Origin of the sequence: Luteimonas notoginsengisoli (genome assembly GCF_042648885.1) — a bacterium.
Classification (GTDB): domain Bacteria; phylum Pseudomonadota; class Gammaproteobacteria; order Xanthomonadales; family Xanthomonadaceae; genus Luteimonas; species Luteimonas notoginsengisoli.
On sequence record NZ_JBHRYF010000008.1, the window covers coordinates 864578 to 883451 of the forward strand.

Below are 18874 nucleotides of genomic sequence, written 5' to 3' on the forward strand. Positions count from 1 at the left end.
GGTCAGTCGTCGCCGCGATGGGCCGCGGCGCGGCGCACGTCCTGCTCGGCGATCGACGCATCGACCAGCCCGGCCTTCATCATCCACGTGAACAGCGCCACGCCCGGCAGCGCCAGCACCGTGGTCAGCAGGTAGAAGTTGACGTAGCCCATCTGCTCGATCATCGCCCCGGCGGTGGTGCCGCTGACGAAGCGGCCAACGATCGACGCCGCGGCCGACAGCAGCGCGAACTGGGTCGCGGTGAACGACAGGTTGCACAGCGCCGACAGGTAGGCGACCACGACCACGCCGCCGATCCCGCTGGCGAAGTTCTCGAAGCCCATGGTGAACGCCAGCATGCCGTTGCTGTGGCCCAGGTGCGCGAGCACCGCGAACGACAGGTTCGACACCGCCATCAGCACCAGGCTCAGCAGCACCGAGGCCTTCAAGCCCATCCGTGCGTACAGGATGCCGCCGACGAAGATTCCCAGCAGCATCGTCGCGAAGCCCACGCCGACGTCGTAGGTGGCGATCTCGGTGTTGCTGAAGCCCAGGTCGTTGAGCAGCAGCCGCAGGGTCAGGTTGGCCAGGGTGTCGCCGATCTTGTGCAGCAGCACGAACAGCAGCACCAGCATCGCGCCCTTGCGGCGGAAGAACTCGCCCAGCGGCCCGGCGACCGCCGCCCAGGCCGCCGCCATGCCGCGCCGCGATGCAGGATCGCGATGGCGCGCCGGTTCGCCCAGCCAGAGGCCGACGAACGCGGCCGGCAGGACGAAGGCCGCGCACGCGGCGTACGCCGCGCTCCATCCCAGCGGCTCGGCGACCAGCAGCGCCAGCGCGCCCGCGCCCACCGCGCCCAGGCGCCAGCCGTACTGCGACATGCCGGAACCCACGCCCAGCTGTTCGGGCCGCAGCAACTCGATGCGATAGGCGTCGATGACGATGTCGAACGTGGCGCCGGCCACGCCCAGCGCCACCGCGGCGAATGCGACCTGCGCCAGGTTCGCGTCCGGATCGATCAGGCCCAGGTGGATCGTCGCCAGCGCGACCAGCGTGGCCGACAGCCACAGCCACGACCGGCGCTGGCCGAGCCGGCCGAGCAGCGGCAGGTGGAAGCGGTCGACCAGCGGCGCCCACAGGAACTTGATGTTGTAGACCAGGAACGCCAGGGCGAAGGCGGTGACGCTCTTCTTGTCGATCCCGTCCTGGGCCAGGCGGGTGGTCAGGGTCGCGCCGATCATCGCGTACGGGAAGCCCGACGAGATGCCCAGCAGCAGCGCGCCCATCGGCGCCGGTTCGAGGTAGGGCCGGATCCAGGCCAGCGGGCCGCCGCGTGCCGGCGAGGAGGATGTCGTCATGGCGGCATGCTAACTGATGCGCCGGCGGCTCCCGCGGGCGTGTGCCGGCGTCGTGTGCCGCCGGTCGCGCCGGCAGCCGGTCGCCTGCGGGTCGATGTCGGGAGTGGCACGGGCTTGCCTGCGTCGCCAGCGCGGGGTATCAAGGAGCCGCGCCGGCGGATGGTGCGCCGATGCAGGAAGCCCCGGGGCCCGACATGACCGAGATCGTCCTCCACGACGTCGACCAGGTGCTGGTCGACCGCATCCGACGTGTCGCCGACGCGCGCGGCTGGACGTTGCCGCGCACCCTGCTGCACCTGCTCGAACAGGGCCTGCATGTCTACGAGGGGGATGGTCGGGTGCACTTCGACAACTCCGAGAGCGAAGTGCTGCAGGCCGCGCTGGCGGCGCTCCAGGAGATTCCCGACGATCACGGCTTCGCGATGATCGGCAAGGTGCCCGAGCAGCCCGTGTCGTAGCTGCGGCGGCGCCTTGTGGGTCGGTCAGGACTGCGGCCCGGGCCGGTCCAGTGGAGGCGGCCTCGGCGGTGATTCCGCCGGCGACACCGCGACCATGGCTGCTCCGACAACCCTCGTTCCCGCAGAGGCTCGCTCCCAGAGCCCGTTCCCACATGGGCCGCGACCGCGGAGGTCTGCCCATCGGGCTTTGATCGAGAAAGCCGGGCTTTACGCGGGGTAGATTCCGCCCAGCACCCGCGGCCCGCAGGCGCCGGTGACCGACGGCAGGTTGCCCGCCTCGCCGCGCAGCGTCGCGCGCGCCAGCCATGCGAACCCCATTGCCTCGATGGCGTCCGGGTCCAGGCCGTGTGCGGCGCTCGACTCCACCGCGCAGCCGGGCAGGGCTTCGGCCAGGGCCGCCATCAGCGTGCGGTTGTGCACGCCGCCCCCGCAGGCGATCACGCGCGCGGGGCCCGGCTGCGTGGCGTGCAGGGCATCGGCGATGGTGCGCACGGTCAGCGCCAGCAGTGTGGCCTGCACGTCGTGCGGCGCCTCGCCGCCGCGCAGCTGCGACTCGACCCAGCCCAGGTGCAGGCGATCGCGGCCGGTGGATTTCGGCGGCGGCAGCGCGAACCACGGTTCCGCGAGCAGGCGCGCGAGCAGGGCGTCGTCGACCCGGCCCTGCGCGGCAAAGGCGCCGTCGCGGTCGAAGGCCTCGCCGCGATGCCGCAGGCACCACGCGTCCATCAGCCCGTTGGCGGGCCCGGTATCGAAGCCGCGCACCCCGGCCTGGCCTGCGCGCGGCAGCAGGGTGAGGTTGGCGATGCCGCCGAGGTTGAGCACCGCGCGGTCCTCGGCGCCGCTCTGCAGCAGGGCGGCATGCAGGGCGGGCAGCAGGGGAGCGCCATGGCCGCCGGCGGCCACGTCGCGGCGACGGAAGTCGGCGACGGTGCAGATGCCGGTGCGCTCGGCGATGGTGCTCGGGTCGCCGAGCTGCAGCGTGTAGGACACGGGGTCGTCCTCCCCGGCACGGCCCTCGGGGCGGTGGCGCAGGGTCTGTCCGTGCGACCCGATCGCGGCGACGCTGGCGGCGCCGATGCCGCTGTCGGCCAACGCCCGCAGCGCGGCGTCGGCAAACGCCCGACCGATGCGCACGTCGAGTTCGGCGACCGCGTCCAGCGACACCTGCGCCGATTGCTGGCCCAGTTCGACCAGCTGCGCGCGCAGCGCGGGTTGCCAGGCATAGGTGCGGCCGAAGAGCAGACGCGCCTGCGTCGCGCTCGCCCCCGTCGCGTCGTCGAATTCCACCAGCGCGGCATCGATGCCGTCGGCGCTGGTGCCGGAAATCAGGCCGAGGTAGAGGGATGCGGGCATGCCGGCATTGTAGGAGCGCGGCGGGCTGCGACGGGCGTCGGCTGCGCGCAGCGGCGTCCGCGATTGCGTCGTGCCGTGCCAGCGGGTGCCGAGGCGGGGTGTGTCAGTGAGGACGCCTCGATCGCCGGCGATCCCTCGAGCGCCGCGGATCCAGGCCTTGCCGGGTTTCGCGATCGGTCCGGGCCGGCGCAATGCCGGCCCGGGATCAGCCCTTCTTGGCGCCGGGCCTGGTCGCGCTCGCCACGCGCTTGTCGCCGGCATCGCCGCCCACATCGGCGTAGATGATGTCCTCGACCTTGCGGATGCGGGCCAGGGCGGGGCCGGTCTGGGAGCGGAATTCGGCCAGCTGCGCGCCGTGCAGCGGCTCGGGCGGCGGCATCGTCACCGCCATCGGATTGCGGTGCACGCCGTTGATGCGGAATTCGTAGTGCAGGTGCGGGCCGGTGGCCAAGCCGGTGCTGCCGACGCGGCCGATCACCGTGCCCTGCGACACGTGCTGGCCGGCCTTGATCTTGCCGAACCCTGACAGGTGTCCGTACAGGGTGGTGTAGCCGCGGCCGTGGTCGAGGATCACGGCGCGGCCGTAGCCGCCCTTCCAGCCGACGAAGGCCACGCGCGCGTTGCCGGCGGCCATGACCGGGGTGCCGGTGGGCGCGGCGAAGTCCACGCCCTGGTGCGCGCGGGTGCGGCCGAGGATCGGATGCTTGCGCGCGCTGGTGAACCGGGAACTGATCCGGGTGTACTGCACCGGCATGCGGATGAAGGCCTTCTTCAGCGGCCGGCCGTCGGCGCTGAAGTACTCGGCCTTGTCCTTGCGCTCGTAGCGGAAGCCGCTGTGCATGTCGCCGTGCGCGGTGAACGTGGCGGCCAGGATCGGACCGCTCTTGATCATCTCGCCCTCGCGCCAGGTCTGCTCGACCACCACCGAGAAGCGGTCGCTGGCGGCGACGTCGGAGTTGAAGTCGATGTCGTACTTGAAGATCTCGTCGGTCAGGGTGCGCACGTTGTCGCCCGACAGCCCCAGCCTGCGCGCCGAATGGAACAGAGAGCGCCCCACCCTGCCGCTGACCACCGCGGTGCGGACCTCGACCGGGCGCTCGACCACCTTCTCGGTGACCTTGCCGCCATCGACGTACAGCTCGACGCGGTGGATGTCGTCGCGGTCGTAGCGGAACGCGCGCAGCGCCGCCGGCTTGCCGGCCGCGGCCGGCTGCAGTTCGAACGCCAGTTCGGTGCCCGGCCGCAGCCGGCGCAGGGTGTCGCGCGCGCCGGGTTGGGCAAGCACGCGCTGCAGGTCGGCCTGGCCGAGCTGCATGCGCTCGAACACATGGCTGAGGGTCTCGCCCTTGGCGACGCTGACCAGCTGCCAGTTGGAACCGGTGGCGACCGGCTGCGTGGCGGCGCGCGGCAGCGGCGGCAGCAGCAGCGACAGCGTGGTGCTCGGCGCCATGGAGGCGCTCTGCGACGCGCTCGACGACATCGCATTGGAGAACCCCGGCACCAGCGCCATGGTCAGCGTGCCGAGCATGGCGAACAGGCTGGCGTGGGCCCAGTGGCGGCGGGTCCAGCGGCCGTTGAAGCCGGCCGGCAGCACGGCAGCGAGCTCGCGCCCGTTCAGGGCGGCGGCGCGGAGGTTGCGGATCCGGATCAGGCGCCCACGGGCGGAATCCTGGGGCGAAGTGGGCTGGGTCATCGAAAGCGGTCCCGGCCCAGCGTGAAGGGCCCGTCAGGGCGCTACCATAGTCACGCGAAAAGTGCGCGTCAAACGCTTGACCCTGAAGGGAATTCCGACAACCACCCACTTAACTGCGTGTTAACTTTGTGTCCACGAACGCCGTCACGGCGATTGTCACTTCATGCCCTTCATCGTCACCGGATCCGCCGTGTCCCACCTTCCCGAACTGCCTGATGCCTCCGACTCCGCCGCGCTGGACATTCTCGGCCGCGGCGCCGACGAAATCCTCAAGCGCGACGAGCTCGAAGCGCGGCTGCGGCTCGGCCGCCCGCTCCGCGTCAAGGCCGGCTTCGATCCGACTGCGCCGGACCTGCACATCGGCCACACCGTGCTGCTCAACAAGATGCGGCAGTTCCAGGACCTCGGCCACCAGGTGATCTTCCTGATCGGCGACTTCACCGGGATGATCGGCGACCCGACCGGCAAGAACGTCACCCGCAAGCCGCTGACGCGCGAGGACGTGCTGGCCAACGCCCGGACCTACGCCGCGCAGGTGTTCAAGGTGCTCGACCGGGAGCGCACCGAGGTGCGCTTCAACAGCGAATGGTTCGGCAAGATGACCGCCGCTGACATGATCCGCCTGGCCGCGCAGCACACCGTCGCGCGCATGCTCGAGCGCGATGATTTCGCCAAGCGCTACACCGCGCAGCAGCCGATCGCGATCCACGAGTTCCTGTATCCGCTGGTGCAGGGCTACGACTCGGTGGCGCTGCAAGCCGACGTCGAGCTCGGCGGCACCGACCAGAAATTCAACCTGCTGATGGGGCGCGGCCTGCAGGAAAACCACGGCCAGGCGCCGCAGGTCGTGCTGACGATGCCGCTGCTCGAGGGCCTGGACGGCATCAACAAGATGTCCAAGTCGCTCGGCAACTACATCGGCATCGACGAGCCGGCGATCGACATCGTCAACAAGACCATGCGGATCGGGGACGCGCTGATGTGGCGCTGGATCGAACTGCTGAGCTTCGAGATCGGCATCGACGAGGCCGCGCGACTGCGCGACGACGTCGCTTCCGGCGCGCTCAACCCGCGCGACGTCAAGCTGCGCCTGGCGCGCGAGCTGGCAGCGCGCTTCCATGATCCGGCTGCCGCCGACACCGCGGTGGCCGGCTGGCATGCCGCCGTGCGCGGCGAGGGCGACACCGCGCTGCTTCCGCTGCAGGACGTGGCGGTGCCCGGCGAAGGCATCCGCATCGCCCCGCTGCTTACGGCCGCGGGCATCACCCAGAGCAACTCCGAGGCCAACCGCAAGCTCAAGGAGCGCGCGGTGAAGGTCGACGGCCACGTGGTCGAAGACCCCGGCACCACCTTCGCGCCAGGTTTCGAGGGCGTGTTGCAGGTCGGCAAGCGCAACTTCGCGCGGGTGCGGCTGGTAGCCTCGGCGTAGTCACGCACCCTGACGCAACGGGCTTTCCCGGGCGACGCGCGTCGCGACTGGATATCGCCTGCGGATTCGGATTGCGCATGGTCGTGCGTCGCCGGCTTCTCGTCGCGGCGCCGCAGCTACCCATGACGTGGCAGTGACGGCGCTCGTTGCACTGTCGGCGCATGGAACAGCTTGTCAACGACTGGACCGCGCAGCTCAACGTGCTCATCGCCACCGCCTACGCGATGGTGCTCGGCGGGGTGATCGGCTTCGAGCGGGAGATGAAGGACCGGCCGGCGGGATTTCGCACCCATATGCTGGTTGCCGGCGCCGCCGCGCTGCTGGTGGGGCTGGCCGACCTGCTTGCGGTGCGCTACAGCGGCGAGCACTACCGCGAGCTGGTCCGGGTCGATCCGCTGCGCCTGATCGAAGCGGTGGTGGCGGCGGTCGGCTTCCTCGGCGCAGGCGCGATCTTCCGCAGCGGCGACGACCGGGTCACCGGGATCACCACCGCGGCCTCGTTGCTGATGGTCGCGGCCATCGGCATTGCCGTGGGCGTGCATGCGCACGTGCTGGCCTTCGGCGCGACCGCGCTGACGCTGGCGGTACTGCTCATCCTGGCCTGGGTCGAACGCCAATCCGGTGCGCGCCGCCGCGATTCGCGCACGGACTGACTTCAGCCGCCAACCTGCAGCGCGGCCGCAACCATCATCCACAGCACGCAGGCGAAGCCCGCCATCCAGGTTACGCTGCGCATCAGGTGCAAGTCGGTGACGTAGAAGATCCCGTGCAACACGCGCAGGGCCACGAAGATCAGGGACAGCGTCGCCACCAGCGCGGGATCGACGCCTGCCGCCTGCGCCATCAGCACGGCGGCGGCGAACGGCGCGAACGCTTCGAACGCGTTGAGATGTGCCGCATTGGCGCGATGCGCGCGCGGGTCGTCCCGCTTCGCCAGCCAGCCGCGCGGATCGTGGTTGTCGTAGCGCGGCCCGCGCTTGGCCAAGAAAGCCCAGACATACGGCAGCAGCGCGGCAGCGAGGATGCACCAGTAGGCGATGGACATGCGGACTCTCCGGCGGCGGTGGCGGTATGTCGCCAATACAACACAAATCGGTGGCCGAGCGTAAACGCCGCAGCCCGGCCCTGGGAGGACGGGGTCAGACGTGCCTCGTGGCGGCGCTGCGCGCCTGGTGCTCCTGCTCCTGGGCCGCCTGCTCCTGTCGCGCCTGCTCCACGGCGTAACCCGACCGCCCGTGATCCAGCGCCGCGATCTCGCGGAACGACGCCTCGGGCTCCTTCGCCACCGCCGCATCCGTGCGCATGTGCGCACGCCGGTGCGCAGGATCGCCGAGCGCACCCTGCACCACGAACACGTTCTGGCCTGCCTGGACCTCGCCGCTGCGGATGCTCAACAGCACGTGGTCCACGCGGTCCAGTCCGTTGCGGATCGCAAGTTCGGCCAGGCTGGCCTTCATGCATGCGCTGCGTGCGTCCGATGTTCGTCCAAGCTGGCGGTCGAGCGCATTCACCCCGGCGGCGCAGTCCTGGTAGAGCGCGTGGCGCGGATGGGCGGGGTGCGACAGATCCAGGTTGTCGCGCGCATCGCCCACCGGCTGGCCGAGGCCCGGAGCGCCGCGCCCCTCCGCCGTTGGTCTCGCGCCCTGGATGGCATCGTCCCGGCGCCGTTCCGGCTCGCCGGCCGGCGGTGGCACTGCCGGCGCTGCCTGCGCGCGGGGCGCCCTTTCAAGCTGGTACTCGGCGCGCGTGTAGGGCGGCGGCATCGGCGGCCAGTTTTCGGCGCGGTCGAATTCGGTGGTGGGGGCGAGGCCCTGGGCAACGGCCAGGTCGTTCAAACTTCGGCGAGTGTCCGTTTCGGCCACCCCGGTTTGGGCGGTGTTCTGTGATTGCTGGAACTCGATGATCGCGGCTTCCATGGTGCCGCCGTAGTCGCGATCCTGGGCCCAGCTTCGCCGCGGATTTCTGATGTAACCGAGCCCTTCCAGCTGCAGGCGAAGCTCGTACACCGGCTCGCCGCGATCGCCGCGCTGGAGTTGGCCGTCCTGCAGCGGTCCGTGCAAATCGGTCATGGTGCGGCGCCTGAAACCCGGTTGCGCCTGCAGCGTATCGTCCCGGAGATGGGTGAACAGCGCAGCATCCACTTGTCCACTCGGTGGCTCCACACCGCGGGCAAGCTCGTAGCGCCGCACCGCCTGTTCCGTCCCTGGTCCGAAGTCGCCGTCCGGCACGATGTCCCTATTCTGATCGTCCCGCATGTTCAGCGCGGCGAGGTACTGCTGCATCTCGAACACGTCCTGGCTGGCGTCGCCCTTGGCCAGGAGCATGGCGGGCGGCTGCGCGGCCTGTACGGGAAGGGGATCGATCCCCTCGCGCTCGATCCTGCTGACCAGGGCAGGCACTTCGCCTTCCCAGTGCCGCGCCAGGTTGGCGATGGGAGTTGCCGTCGCCGTGTCACGGGAATTGATGATCGCGCGGGCGCCCTCGTAGTCGGCCTGACGGTCGTTGATGTAGCGATCCAGCGTATGCCCGGGCGTGAACCTGCCTTCTTGCATGCCGATTACCAGAACCCGCGTGGCGATCCCCGGCTCGGCGGCGCGCTGCGGCGTGGCGACCAGCGCGTCCCCAAGCCCGAGCCGATCGCCCATGTCCCGGTAGTTCTCGTGGTGGGTGAGGTGGGCGTAGCCGCGGCCGTAATACGCCTCGCCGCCGTGATAGGCGAGGGTCACGGCCTGCTTGCGGCCCCAGTCCTCTTCCGGCGAGCGGAAGTTGCCCGACTCGTGCTGCGCGGTGGCGAGCACGTAGGCGATCTGCCGGGTGTCGCTGATGCCGTTGTCCAGGCAGGACTGGACGATCAGATCGACCGATTGCTCGCGGGTGATTCCGAACCCGGAGGTGTGCTTGCCGTAGCCGTCGCTCATCGGACATCCTTTTCGTTGAACCGACGGGTCCTCCGCCGGGAAGTGGCGTTGCTAGTCGCAGGTGCTGTAGTCGTTGCGCGAGATCTCGACCGGCGTCGTTCCCCGGATCTCGAGGACCTTCTCGCCGCGCAGGCACGGGCCGTCGCGGTACCACAGGTCCATCTGGTTGAGGCGGATCCGGGACAGGGTGAAGCCGTGGGTGGCCTTGGCCAGCGTCGGGGCTTCCACGAATGCCTGGTGGGCGGGATCGAACAGGTAGTAGGTATACGAGGGATCCCCGTAGCTGCCGTAGAAGTCGGTCCACAGCATCAGGTCCTCGTGGCCGTCGCTGTTGAGGTCGTAGACGATGAAGGTGGGCAGCATGCTGGTGAAGCCCGAGGACAGGTCGCCGCGATAGGCGGTGACGTCGAAACCGAACCGTGGGTCGGCGGCGTCGAGGAAGGCCAGCTGCGGCGGCTTGAACGACTGCTCGTCGTGGCGCGTGGCCACGGTCAGCGACCGGACCGCGCAGTAGCGCTTCACCGATCCCTTGCAGTCCTCGACCTGGCCCCGGATCTGGATGTCGCCGAGCTGCAACTCGAGGTTGCCGTCCGGATCGGGCAGCCCGAAGTCGCCGAGCGCCGGTATTTCCCGTTCTTCCGGATTGTCGCGCTTGCGCGGGTTGATCTCGCTCTGGATGAGCAGCGCGACGTAGTTGGAATCAGACAGGTTCCGCCACTGGCTGATCGTTGTGGCAGTCAGGCATTGTTTGACAGCCAAGCGCTGGGTAGCTGTTGGCCTGTCAGGCATCTTGCAGCGAACGTCATTGTGAGATTGCTGAATCCAGCGGCGTAGGATGTCACCCAAGACATTCTGATCGCGAGGTGACAGCGTCGCGAGCTTCTCATGGTAGATGCGTTCAAGCTCGCCCTCTTGGTAGGCAAACTCCTCGTCCACACATGTCTCCCGCGCTTCTGCACCCGCGGCATAATCCATGCAGGAAAAGTAGGACGGGCGAAGCGATTCGTGCCGGGATTGCAGCAGTTCCGCTCCCGTCGGCGGAGGAGGCCTGCGTACCGGTTCGCGTGCGGGCACCGTTGCGGAAGCCATGACGAGCACGAGCAAGGCGAGAGCCTGCGAAAGCCGGTGCGTGCGCAGGAGCAGGTGACGCGCGGGTCGACGCTGGATGCCGCCTAGTTCGCGGCCAACAGATGCGGGCCGATGACTGATGCAATCCATGGCAATGATTCCGTGTCCCGGGACGATGCGATCCTAGCAGGCCACAATCCGGGGCCTGCGGCAGGCGATGTGACGCCATCCACAGAACTCTGCTGTCCCGGCGCCGCCCGCGCGCCGCGGTGGAACGGGCACGGAATCCTTACCGGCCCACAAACAGAAACGGCGCCCACCGGCGCCGTTTCCGCAACGATCGAATGCCGACGTCAGTTCGCGTCAGGCTTCGGCTCCTGCCGATCGCCGTTGTTCGAACCTTCGCCGTTGCCGGCCATCATCTTCTCGCGCGCCGCGCGGAAGGCGTTGCCCTCGTACCAGTTCGGCCACTGGTCCCCGTCGACCAGCACGCGGCCGACGCCGTACAGGGCCTGCAGGTCCTCGACCACGCCATCTAGCTTCCAACTGTCGGAATATTCGTCGGACGGCTTGTGGTAGCGGTTGGCGTTGTAATCCTTCGCCGCCGCCTCGCCCGCGGCGCGGCCGCCCTCGACCAGGTCCTCGCCGCTCTCGGTGTACAGCGCCGGCACGCCGGCCTTGGCGAAGTTGAAATGGTCGGAGCGGAAGTAGAAGCCGCTTTCCGGGGTGCTTTCCTGCTCGAGCGTGCGGCCCTGCTTGTCGGTCTGCGCCTTGAGCAGGTCCTCGAGCTCCGAGTTGCCCTTGCCGACCACCACCAGGTCGTGCGACCTGCCGTACACGCCCATCGCGTCGATGTTGATCACGCCGACGGTCTTGTCGAGCGGGAACGCGGGGTGCGCGACGTAGTACTGCGAGCCGAGCAGGCCGGATTCCTCGAGCGTCACGGCAACAAACACCAGCGAACGCCCGGGCGCCGGCGTGGTCCTGGCGAACTTCTCGGCGACCTCGATGATGCCCGCCACGCCGGTCGCATTGTCGACCGCGCCGTTGTAGATCACGTCGGTCTTGCCGTCCGGCGTCTGCTCGCCGTCGTGTTGGCCGAGGTGGTCCCAGTGCGCCATGTACACCACCGCCTCGTCGGGCTTCGCGGTGCCGGGCAGCACGCCGATCACGTTGCGCGACGACTTCTCGGAAATCGTGCTCTTGAGGTCGAACGACACCATCGCCTTCATCGGCACCGCCTTGAAGCCGCGCTTGTTGGCCGCCTTGTACATCGCGTCGAGGTCGAGTCCGGCGTCGGCGAACAGCGTCTTCGCCGCCTCGCCCGTGATCCAGCCCTGCGCCGGGAGGCGCGGCGCCGGATCGTCGGCCGCGCGCAGGTCGTACTGCGCGCCCGACCACGAGCCACGCACCACGTCCCATCCGTACGACGCGCCGGCGGTATCGTGGATGATCAGCGCCGCCCTGGCGCCCTTGCGCGCGGCTTCCTCGAACTTGTAGGTCCAGCGGCCGTAATAGGTCATCCGCTTGCCTTCGAACAGTGCGTCGTCGTTGGCGTGGAAGCCCGGGTCGTTGACCAGGATCACCACCGTCTTGCCCTTGACGTCGACGCCGGCGTAGTCGTTCCAGCCCAGTTCTGGCGCATCGACGCCGTAACCGACGAACACCAGCGGGCTGTCCTGCACCTTGACGTCCGACTCGCCCGAGCGGGTGCCGATCACCATGTCGTCGCCGAACGCGAGCACCGACGTCTTGCCGGCGACATCCAGCGTCAGCGCGGTCGACTCGTCGGCGGTGGTCTCGGTCATCGGCACGTCCTGGAACCAGGCGCCGTTGTTGCCGGGCTGCAGGCCGATGCGTTCGAACTGGGCCTTGATGTACTCGACCGACTTCTCCCCGCCCGGCGTGCCGGGTCCGCGGCCGGCGAACGCGTCCGACGCCAGGGTCTTCACCAGCTCGGAGAAATCACCGGCATCGATGTCGTCGTTGAACGTGTGCGCGGAGGCGGGGGCTTGCGTGTCGGCCGCCGCGGGCGCCATGGGCGCCGGCGCGGCGGCGGTATCGGGCGCGGTCGGTTCGCGGTGGCATGCGGCCAGCGCGGCGCCGGCGAGCAGGCAGAACAGGAGATGTCGGGCGTGCATCCGGAAGGTTCCTGCGGTGGAAACCCCGGATTCTAGGCGCATGCGGTCGGGCGTGCCGGAGCGACCGGCACGCGCGCGGCCTTCAGTCGCGCGGCGCGCTCGGCGTGTCGAAGGCGACCGGCGTCGCGCCGGTGACCTTGCCGATGCGGGCGCTGGTGTGCACGTACAGGGTGACTTCGCGTTCGAACACCAGCTCGCCGTCGACCACCGCGTTGGGTCCGATCACGATCCGCGGCTTGCGGTTGTTGCCGAACTTGATCGGCATCCAATTGCTGGTCGGCTTGCTGACCTTGATGCCGCCGTGGACGTGCGAATCGACCCCGACCGTGATGTCGCCGTTGACGGTCTCGATGCCGCCGCCCAGCTCGGTCCCGACGATGCCGATCGCGCCATTGACCGTTTCGATGTTGTTGGCGACATTGCCGCCGCTGTCGACGAAGATCCCGCCGTTGACGGTTTCGATGCCGCCGGTGATGCGCGCCTGCCTGCCGACGCGGATGCCGCCATTGACTGTCCCCAGATCCTCGGCCTCGATGTTGTCGCCGGCCTTGACGCTGCCGTTGACGGTCTGCGCGTCCCTGGCATGTGCCCCGTCCTGCAGGCGGATGCTGCCGTTGACGGTTTCCAGGTTGCCGTAGGCCTGGCCGGATTCGGCGGTGATGCTTCCGTTCACCTTGTCGATGTCGCCGCCTGCCGCCGCATCGTCGGATGCCGCAACCGCGGTCCCGGCGGCCAGCAGCAGCGACAGGGCGAAGGCGAGGGGCAGGCGGCGAATGGCGGACATGGCGGACTCCGGTGCGGCGATGGGGCGAGGATAGCGTTGTGCGGCGCTCGGCCGTCAGGGCTTAGCCTGCGCGCGCTTCGCTACAATCGCATCTGTCCTTAGTCACTGGCCCTCCCGACGTGTCCGACGCCTCCCGCGCTCCCCGCCCCAAGCCGGTCGTCCTGCTGATCCTCGATGGCTGGGGCCATCGCGACGACCCGGCGGACAACGCGCTGGCGCAGGCGGACCTGCCGAACTGGCGGCGCCTGTGGAGCGGCAGCCCGCACACCCTGATCCACACCGAGGGCCGCCACGTCGGCCTGCCGGACGGGCAGATGGGCAACTCCGAGGTCGGGCACATGAATCTCGGCGCCGGCCGCATCGTCTACCAGGACTTGACCCGGGTCGACGCCGCGATCGAGGACGGCAGCTTCCTCGACAACCCCGCCCTGGACGCCGCCTGCGAGGCGGTGAAGGCCAACGGCGGCACGCTGCAGGTGATGGGCCTGCTGTCCCCGGGCGGGGTGCACAGCCATGAGCGCCAGATCTTCGCGATGCTCGATCTAGCGCATCGTGCCGGCGTGCCCAAGGTGGCGGTGCACGCCTTCCTCGACGGCCGCGACACCCCGCCGCGTTCGGCCGCGGCCAGCCTGGCCGCGCTGCAGGCGCGCTGCGATGCGCTCGGCAATGCGCGCATCGCCACGGTGAGCGGTCGCTACTACGCGATGGATCGCGACAAGCGCTGGGAGCGGCTGCGGCTGGCGTGGGATGCGATCGTCGAGGCGAAGTCGGCGCACCACGCGGCCACTGCCGCCGACGCGCTCGAGGCGGCGTACGCGCGCGGCGAGAACGACGAATTCGTGCTGCCGACCGTGCTCGACGGCGCCGCGCCGATCGCCGACGGCGACGCGGTGGTGTTCATGAATTTCCGCGCCGACCGCGCGCGCCAGCTCACCGCGGCGTTCGTGTCGCCCGCTTTCGAGGGCTTCGGCGAGGCCGGCGGCGGCGTGCGGCGGCCAGCGCTTGCGCGCTTCGTCTGCCTGACCGAATACGACGCCAGGCTGCCGGCCGACGTGGCGTTCGCGCCCGACGACCTGCGCGACACGCTCGGCGAACTGGCGGCGCGCAGCGGACTGACGCAGCTGCGCATCGCCGAAACCGAAAAGTACGCGCACGTCACCTTTTTCTTCAGCGGCGGCCGCGAGGACGTGTTCGAAGGCGAGGAACGGATCCTGGTGCCGAGCCCCAAGGTCGCCACCTACGACCTGCAGCCGGAGATGAGCTGCCCGGAGCTGACCGCGAAGCTGGTCGCGGCGATCGGCTCGGGCCGCTTCGACCTGGTCATCTGCAACATCGCCAATCCCGACATGGTCGGCCACAGCGGCGACCTGCAGGCCGCGATCCAGGCCGCGCAGGCGGTCGACGTCGCGTTGGGCGCGGTCGAGGCCGCGGTCCGCGACGCGCACGGCGCGCTGGTGGTCACCGCCGACCACGGCAACCTGGAAATGATGCGCGACCCCGCCACCGGCCAGCCGCACACCGCGCACACCGTCGGCCCGGTGCCGCTGGTGTACGTGGGGCAGCGCGGCGACGCGACGCTGCGCGCCGGCGGTTCGCTGCGCGACGTGGCGCCCACCGTGCTCGACCTGCTCGGCCTGCCGAAGCCGGAGGCGATGACCGGCCGCAGCCTGTTCGCCGCCGGCTGATGCGCGCTGTGCACCGCCCCGGATGGTGGTCGGCGGTCGTCCTCGCCGGCGTCCTGGGCGCGGCCGTCGTGCCGGCGCAGGCGCAAAGCAGCCGCGATGCCCAGCGCAAGCTGGAGAAGGTCAATCGCGAGCTGAAGCAAGTCGCCGCCGAGCGCCGCAAGATCGAGGAAAAGCGCGGCGATGCGAGTCGCCAGCTGCGCCAGGTCGACGAGAAGGTCGGCACGTCGGTCCGCAGCCTGCGCGAGACGGAGGCCGAACTCGCCCGCCAGCAGGCGACGCTGGCCGGGCTGCGCGACCAGCGCGATGCGCTGCAGGGATCGCTGGCCGCCCAGCGTCGCGAGCTCGGCGACCTGCTGCGCGCCGCGTACGTCATCGGCGACGACGCGCCGCTCAAGCTGATGCTCGCGCAGGACAAGGTCGCCGAAGCCAGTCGCGCGCTGGCCTACCACCGCTACCTGCAGCGTGATCGCACGGCGCGCATCGCAACGTTGACCGCGCAACTGGCCGAACTCGAACGCGTCGAGCGCGAAATCGGCGAGCGACAGGCGGCGCTGGACGCCGCCAAGGCGCGCCAGCGCGAACAGCTGGCCGAGTTCGAGCGCGACCGGCGCGAACGCAGCGCCACGGTCGCCCAGCTCGACAAGCGCTACCAGGACCGGGCTGATCGCGAGAAGGCGCTCGGCCGCGACGCGAAATCATTGCAGAAGCTGCTGGCGCAGTTGCGCGCGGCCGCGGCGAAGGCCGCCGCGGAGCGCCGTGCCGCAGCGGCGGCGGCCGCGGCCGCCGAGCGGGCGAAGCGCGAAGGCGGATCGGCCCCGGAGCACAAGCGTCGACCGCCGCCGATCGACGTGGCCAAGACCGCGCCGATCCAGGTCGGCGGCCTCGGCTGGCCGGTCTCGGGCACGCTGGTCGCCGGCTACGGTGCGGCCATGCCCGACGGCCACAAGAGCTCGGGCGTGCTGATCGGTGCGCCGGCGGGCACCACCGTCAAGGCGGTCGCCGACGGCACGGTGGTGTTCTCCGAGTGGATGACCGGCTATGGGCTGATCCTGATCGTCGATCACGGCAACGGCTACATGAGCCTGTACGCCTACAACGACGCGCTGCTCAAGGATGCCGGTGCCCGGGTCAGCCGCGGCGATCCGGTCGCCAGCGTCGGCAACTCCGGCGGCCAGGGCCGCCCGGCGCTGTATTTCGAGCTGCGCCGCAACGGCAGCCCGGTCAACCCCAACAGCTGGCTGCAGAAGCGCTGACCGACGGCGTTCGATGGGAGACCGCCGAAGAGCGGTCGTGGACACCAGCGGTTGCGCATGGCATCGCGGCCTTGGCGCGCGCCACGGCAGGCCTTGCATGCGCCGCTGCCCGGGCAGCCTGCAACGCCGGTCGACTCCATTCAGGGGCTCCTTAACGGAACCCGGTCGCCACCCCGCATAATCCAGAGAACCCGCGCGCGGCCCGGTGGTCCAACGCGCGCCACGCCACGATGTCCCGCGGAGTCCTGCATGCGTCCTACCCTTCCGATCCTCGCCATCGCCCTGCTGCTCGCCGCGCCTGCGTTCGCGCAGCAACTGCCGGTCGAGGCGCAGGACGGGGATCCCGCCGTCGATGTGGTGGAGCCGGGCGACGATCCCGACGCGGTCGAGAGCGCGGCCAGCGGCGTGCCGCTGGAAGAGATCAAGCGCTACGTCGCGGTCTACAACGCGATCAAGGAAGCCTACGTCGAGCCCGTCGACGACAAGGCGCTGATGGGCTCGGCGATCCGCGGCCTGCTGCTGGACCTCGACCCGCACAGCGCGTACCTCGACCGGGACGACGCCGAAGCGTTCGACGAGGACACCAACGGCGCCTACGACGGCATCGGCGTGGAGGTGCAGCAGCTGCCCGACGGCAAGGTCAAGGTGATCGCGCCGATCGACGACACGCCGGCCGCGCGCGCCGGAATCAAGGCCGGCGACACCATCATCGCCGTCGACGGCAAGACCCTGACGCCCGCGAGCGCCGAAGGCCAGGGTCCGCTGCGCGGCGAGCCGGGCAGCACAGTCAAGCTCACCGTCGTGCGCGAAGGCGAACCAAAACCGCTGCAGATCAGCGTCACCCGCGGCACCATCAAGGTGGCCAGCGTGCGCGGGCGGATGCTGGAGCCCGGCTACGCGTACATCCGCATCAGCGCGTTCCAGGCCGACACCGCCACCGATTTCGAATCGACCCTCAAGCGCCTGCAGGCGGGCAGCGGCAGCGGCAAGCTGCGCGGGCTGGTGCTGGACCTGCGCAGCAACCCCGGTGGCCTGCTCACCACCGCGGTGCAGATCGCGGACGACCTGCTCGACGCCGGCGGCATCGTCAGCACCCGCGGCCGCACCCCCATCAGCGACGCCAAGTTCTCCGCCACGCCGGGCGACCTGATGCAGGGCGCGCCGGTGGCGGTGCTGGTCGACGCGGGTTCGGCGAGCGCCTCGGAAGTGCTGGCCGGCGCACTGCACGACAACAAGCGCGCGCGCGTGGTGGGCAGCCGCACGTTCGGCAAGGGCTCGGTGCAGACCCTGCTGCCGCTGGACAACGGCGACTCGGTCAAGCTCACCACCGCGCGCTACTACACGCCCAGCGGCAAGTCGATCCAGGCGCGCGGCATCGAGCCGGACGTGGTGCTCCAGCCCGAAGGCAAGGAGGCTGCCGCCGCGCACGCCGACTATGCCGAGGCGCTGTTGCCCGGTCACCTGCAGGGAGACGAGGAGGTCGCCGGCAGCAATGCGGGCGACGTGCTCGAGGGCGACGCGCCGATCGCGGCGGCGCTGGCCGAGCTCAAGAAGCCGGCGGTGTCGGCATCTGCGTCAGTGGAGAGACCCTGAGGTACTGTTTCAGCCCACCCAAAGTGCTGCAGCGGCGTTTACAGACCGGATAAGTCATTGCGCTGGATCCGTGGACGACTGCCTGGCGAGTCGACGATCTCTGATCCTTGAGCGGAACGATCTCGGTCGGTGATTTCGAAACAAGATCGCTGGTTGGGCAGTAGCACGCGGGGCACGCAACTCAAGACTCAGCTTCGCAACGTGAAACTCAAGGAGGATGGCATGAAGGGATTCATCTCTATCGCAGCATGGTTGGTATTGCCGTTGACTTCGCCATCGTGGGCCACGGAGTCTGCTCCGCTGGCTGAAACCTTGCCGATCCACAATGTCGTGGATCTGGCGATCCAGAAGTGCGATGGGATGGCAGCCACACTGTCGAACGTTCACCAGGAGCGCGCCGAGATCCAGCGGTCCGGGCTCATCGTGCTCGGCGAGCTCGGATATCAGGTGAATCTGATGCAGATCCCGGACTTTCGAGGATGGACAGCTGCGATCCGCCTGCATGACCGGTCCCGTGAGGTCGACGATAGCTATGTCCTGTTTACCAGGACCGGCACGTCACCATTCGACGCCGGCTATGTCATCACGCGGCTGCCGGACGAAGTCGCGAATGCCGAACATGCGCTTCAGATCGTGATGCAATTGCAGCAGAAGAACGCGGGCACAGGGAAAGTCTCGTTTGTTCACACCGAGACGCCTTTCGGGCAAGGCCTGGAAATGGTTGTGGGTGGCAGAGTCGGGTCGATGTGCTTCCCCACGTCACACTTCCGTTACGCGAAAACTCCGCAGGCCGGATCAATCGGGATCAGCCGATTCGTCGTCAGGGGCAAGGATCTCATTGAGTATGCCTTGGTGCTGCCATGGCCCGAGGCAATGCCGCAGGTTGATGCGATCCAGTCGGCACAGTCCCGGATGAACGTGTTCCAGCGTGGGCTGCAATCCGTGGCCAAGTAAGCGTCGTCGCTCTCCTTTAGCCCAGGAGAAGCCAAGGTGGCGCCACGAACTGAAAGCGGTCACGGGATATTCGGCAAGCATCCAGTGTGTCCGCGAAGCGGCATGGCTGCCGTTTAGCCACGCCAATGAAGTTTCTGCGGGCTGTCGTCGCTGGCCATCTTCTGCAGGAAGCTGCGACGTGTCCCGACCTCTTGGAGTCACGGACCGT

14 protein-coding genes and 1 pseudogene are annotated in these 18874 nt (G+C 69.3%); 7 read left to right on the plus strand and 8 right to left on the minus strand.

Annotated features, from left to right (window positions below):
• Positions 1–2: 2 nt before the first annotated feature.
• Positions 3–1337 carry an AmpG family muropeptide MFS transporter gene (locus ACFOM9_RS11765; protein ID WP_386710715.1) on the minus strand — a complete coding sequence of 445 codons (1335 nt, stop codon included), beginning with the start codon at positions 1335–1337 and terminating at the stop codon, positions 3–5.
• 194 nt (positions 1338–1531) lie between these two features.
• Between ACFOM9_RS11765 and ACFOM9_RS11770 the strand changes: the two genes are divergently transcribed.
• Positions 1532–1795 carry a hypothetical protein gene (locus tag ACFOM9_RS11770; protein ID WP_386710718.1) on the plus strand — a complete coding sequence of 88 codons (264 nt, stop codon included), beginning with the start codon at positions 1532–1534 and terminating at the stop codon, positions 1793–1795.
• A 207-nt stretch (positions 1796–2002) separates the two neighbouring features.
• Here the strand turns inward: ACFOM9_RS11770 and ACFOM9_RS11775 are convergent, their stop codons facing one another.
• Together ACFOM9_RS11775 and ACFOM9_RS11780 are read right to left on the minus strand one after the other, a co-directional pair.
• Complete coding sequence (locus tag ACFOM9_RS11775; RefSeq protein ID WP_386710721.1) at positions 2003–3148, minus strand: anhydro-N-acetylmuramic acid kinase; 1146 nt, start codon at positions 3146–3148, stop codon at positions 2003–2005.
• A 205-nt stretch (positions 3149–3353) separates the two neighbouring features.
• The gene (locus ACFOM9_RS11780) at positions 3354–4841 is read right to left on the minus strand and encodes a M23 family metallopeptidase (protein ID WP_386710724.1); all 1488 of its coding nucleotides are present in this window, start codon (positions 4839–4841) and stop codon (positions 3354–3356) included.
• Between the two features lie 190 nt (positions 4842–5031).
• Here ACFOM9_RS11780 and tyrS point away from each other — a divergent pair, with 190 nt between their 5' ends.
• Both tyrS and ACFOM9_RS11790 read left to right on the plus strand, forming a co-directional pair.
• Positions 5032–6270 (plus strand): tyrosine--tRNA ligase, encoded by a 1239-nt coding sequence (gene tyrS / locus ACFOM9_RS11785; protein ID WP_386710727.1) that lies wholly within the window; start codon positions 5032–5034, stop codon positions 6268–6270.
• 161 nt (positions 6271–6431) lie between these two features.
• Positions 6432–6923 (plus strand): MgtC/SapB family protein, encoded by a 492-nt coding sequence (locus ACFOM9_RS11790; protein WP_386710730.1) that lies wholly within the window; start codon positions 6432–6434, stop codon positions 6921–6923.
• Positions 6924–6925: 2 nt separating this feature from the next.
• On the opposite strand, the gene ACFOM9_RS11795 is transcribed toward ACFOM9_RS11790, so the two are convergent.
• The 5 genes from ACFOM9_RS11795 to ACFOM9_RS11815 all read right to left on the minus strand — a co-directional run bounded on the left by ACFOM9_RS11795 (position 6926) and on the right by ACFOM9_RS11815 (position 13181).
• Entirely contained in the window at positions 6926–7315 is a 390-nt protein-coding gene (locus ACFOM9_RS11795) for an MAPEG family protein (RefSeq protein ID WP_386710733.1), read from the minus strand.
• Positions 7316–7409: 94 nt separating this feature from the next.
• Entirely contained in the window at positions 7410–9188 is a 1779-nt protein-coding gene (locus tag ACFOM9_RS11800; protein ID WP_386710736.1) for an XVIPCD domain-containing protein, read from the minus strand.
• 51 nt (positions 9189–9239) lie between these two features.
• The gene (locus ACFOM9_RS11805; RefSeq protein ID WP_386710739.1) at positions 9240–10406 is read right to left on the minus strand and encodes an XAC2610-related protein; all 1167 of its coding nucleotides are present in this window, start codon (positions 10404–10406) and stop codon (positions 9240–9242) included.
• Positions 10407–10609: 203 nt separating this feature from the next.
• Positions 10610–12397 carry a M28 family metallopeptidase gene (locus ACFOM9_RS11810; RefSeq protein ID WP_386710742.1) on the minus strand — a complete coding sequence of 596 codons (1788 nt, stop codon included), beginning with the start codon at positions 12395–12397 and terminating at the stop codon, positions 10610–10612.
• Positions 12398–12479: 82 nt separating this feature from the next.
• The gene (locus ACFOM9_RS11815) at positions 12480–13181 is read right to left on the minus strand and encodes a hypothetical protein (protein WP_386710745.1); all 702 of its coding nucleotides are present in this window, start codon (positions 13179–13181) and stop codon (positions 12480–12482) included.
• A 119-nt stretch (positions 13182–13300) separates the two neighbouring features.
• On the opposite strand from ACFOM9_RS11815, the gene gpmI reads away from it, so the two are divergent.
• From gpmI to ACFOM9_RS11835, 4 genes and pseudogenes are all read left to right on the plus strand, one after another.
• The gene (gene gpmI, locus ACFOM9_RS11820) at positions 13301–14866 is read left to right on the plus strand and encodes a 2,3-bisphosphoglycerate-independent phosphoglycerate mutase (protein WP_386710748.1); all 1566 of its coding nucleotides are present in this window, start codon (positions 13301–13303) and stop codon (positions 14864–14866) included.
• Entirely contained in the window at positions 14866–16119 is a 1254-nt protein-coding gene (locus ACFOM9_RS11825; protein WP_386710751.1) for a murein hydrolase activator EnvC family protein, read from the plus strand. Before gpmI ends, ACFOM9_RS11825 begins: the two co-directional genes overlap by 1 nt.
• A 249-nt stretch (positions 16120–16368) precedes the next feature.
• Positions 16369–17706, plus strand: a pseudogene (locus ACFOM9_RS11830) (S41 family peptidase); the annotation flags it as partial.
• Between the two features lie 228 nt (positions 17707–17934).
• Entirely contained in the window at positions 17935–18666 is a 732-nt protein-coding gene (locus ACFOM9_RS11835) for a hypothetical protein (protein WP_386710757.1), read from the plus strand.
• Positions 18667–18874: the final 208 nt, after the last annotated feature.

Bases quoted from the DNA above. Each gene is read 5' to 3' on its own strand.
- ACFOM9_RS11835 (WP_386710757.1), top strand. From the start codon at position 17,935: ATGAAGGGATTCATCTCTATCGCAGCATGGTTGGTATTGCCGTTGACT.
- ACFOM9_RS11790 (WP_386710730.1), top strand. From the start codon at position 6,432: ATGGAACAGCTTGTCAACGACTGGACCGCGCAGCTCAACGTGCTCATC.
- ACFOM9_RS11800 (WP_386710736.1), bottom strand. From the start codon at position 9,188: ATGAGCGACGGCTACGGCAAGCACACCTCCGGGTTCGGAATCACCCGC.
- ACFOM9_RS11795 (WP_386710733.1), bottom strand. From the start codon at position 7,315: ATGTCCATCGCCTACTGGTGCATCCTCGCTGCCGCGCTGCTGCCGTAT.
- ACFOM9_RS11810 (WP_386710742.1), bottom strand. From the start codon at position 12,397: ATGCACGCCCGACATCTCCTGTTCTGCCTGCTCGCCGGCGCCGCGCTG.
- ACFOM9_RS11765 (WP_386710715.1), bottom strand. From the start codon at position 1,337: ATGACGACATCCTCCTCGCCGGCACGCGGCGGCCCGCTGGCCTGGATC.
- ACFOM9_RS11825 (WP_386710751.1), top strand. From the start codon at position 14,866: ATGCGCGCTGTGCACCGCCCCGGATGGTGGTCGGCGGTCGTCCTCGCC.
- ACFOM9_RS11775 (WP_386710721.1), bottom strand. From the start codon at position 3,148: ATGCCCGCATCCCTCTACCTCGGCCTGATTTCCGGCACCAGCGCCGAC.
- ACFOM9_RS11815 (WP_386710745.1), bottom strand. From the start codon at position 13,181: ATGTCCGCCATTCGCCGCCTGCCCCTCGCCTTCGCCCTGTCGCTGCTG.
- ACFOM9_RS11770 (WP_386710718.1), top strand. From the start codon at position 1,532: ATGACCGAGATCGTCCTCCACGACGTCGACCAGGTGCTGGTCGACCGC.
- ACFOM9_RS11780 (WP_386710724.1), bottom strand. From the start codon at position 4,841: ATGACCCAGCCCACTTCGCCCCAGGATTCCGCCCGTGGGCGCCTGATC.
- ACFOM9_RS11805 (WP_386710739.1), bottom strand. From the start codon at position 10,406: ATGGATTGCATCAGTCATCGGCCCGCATCTGTTGGCCGCGAACTAGGC.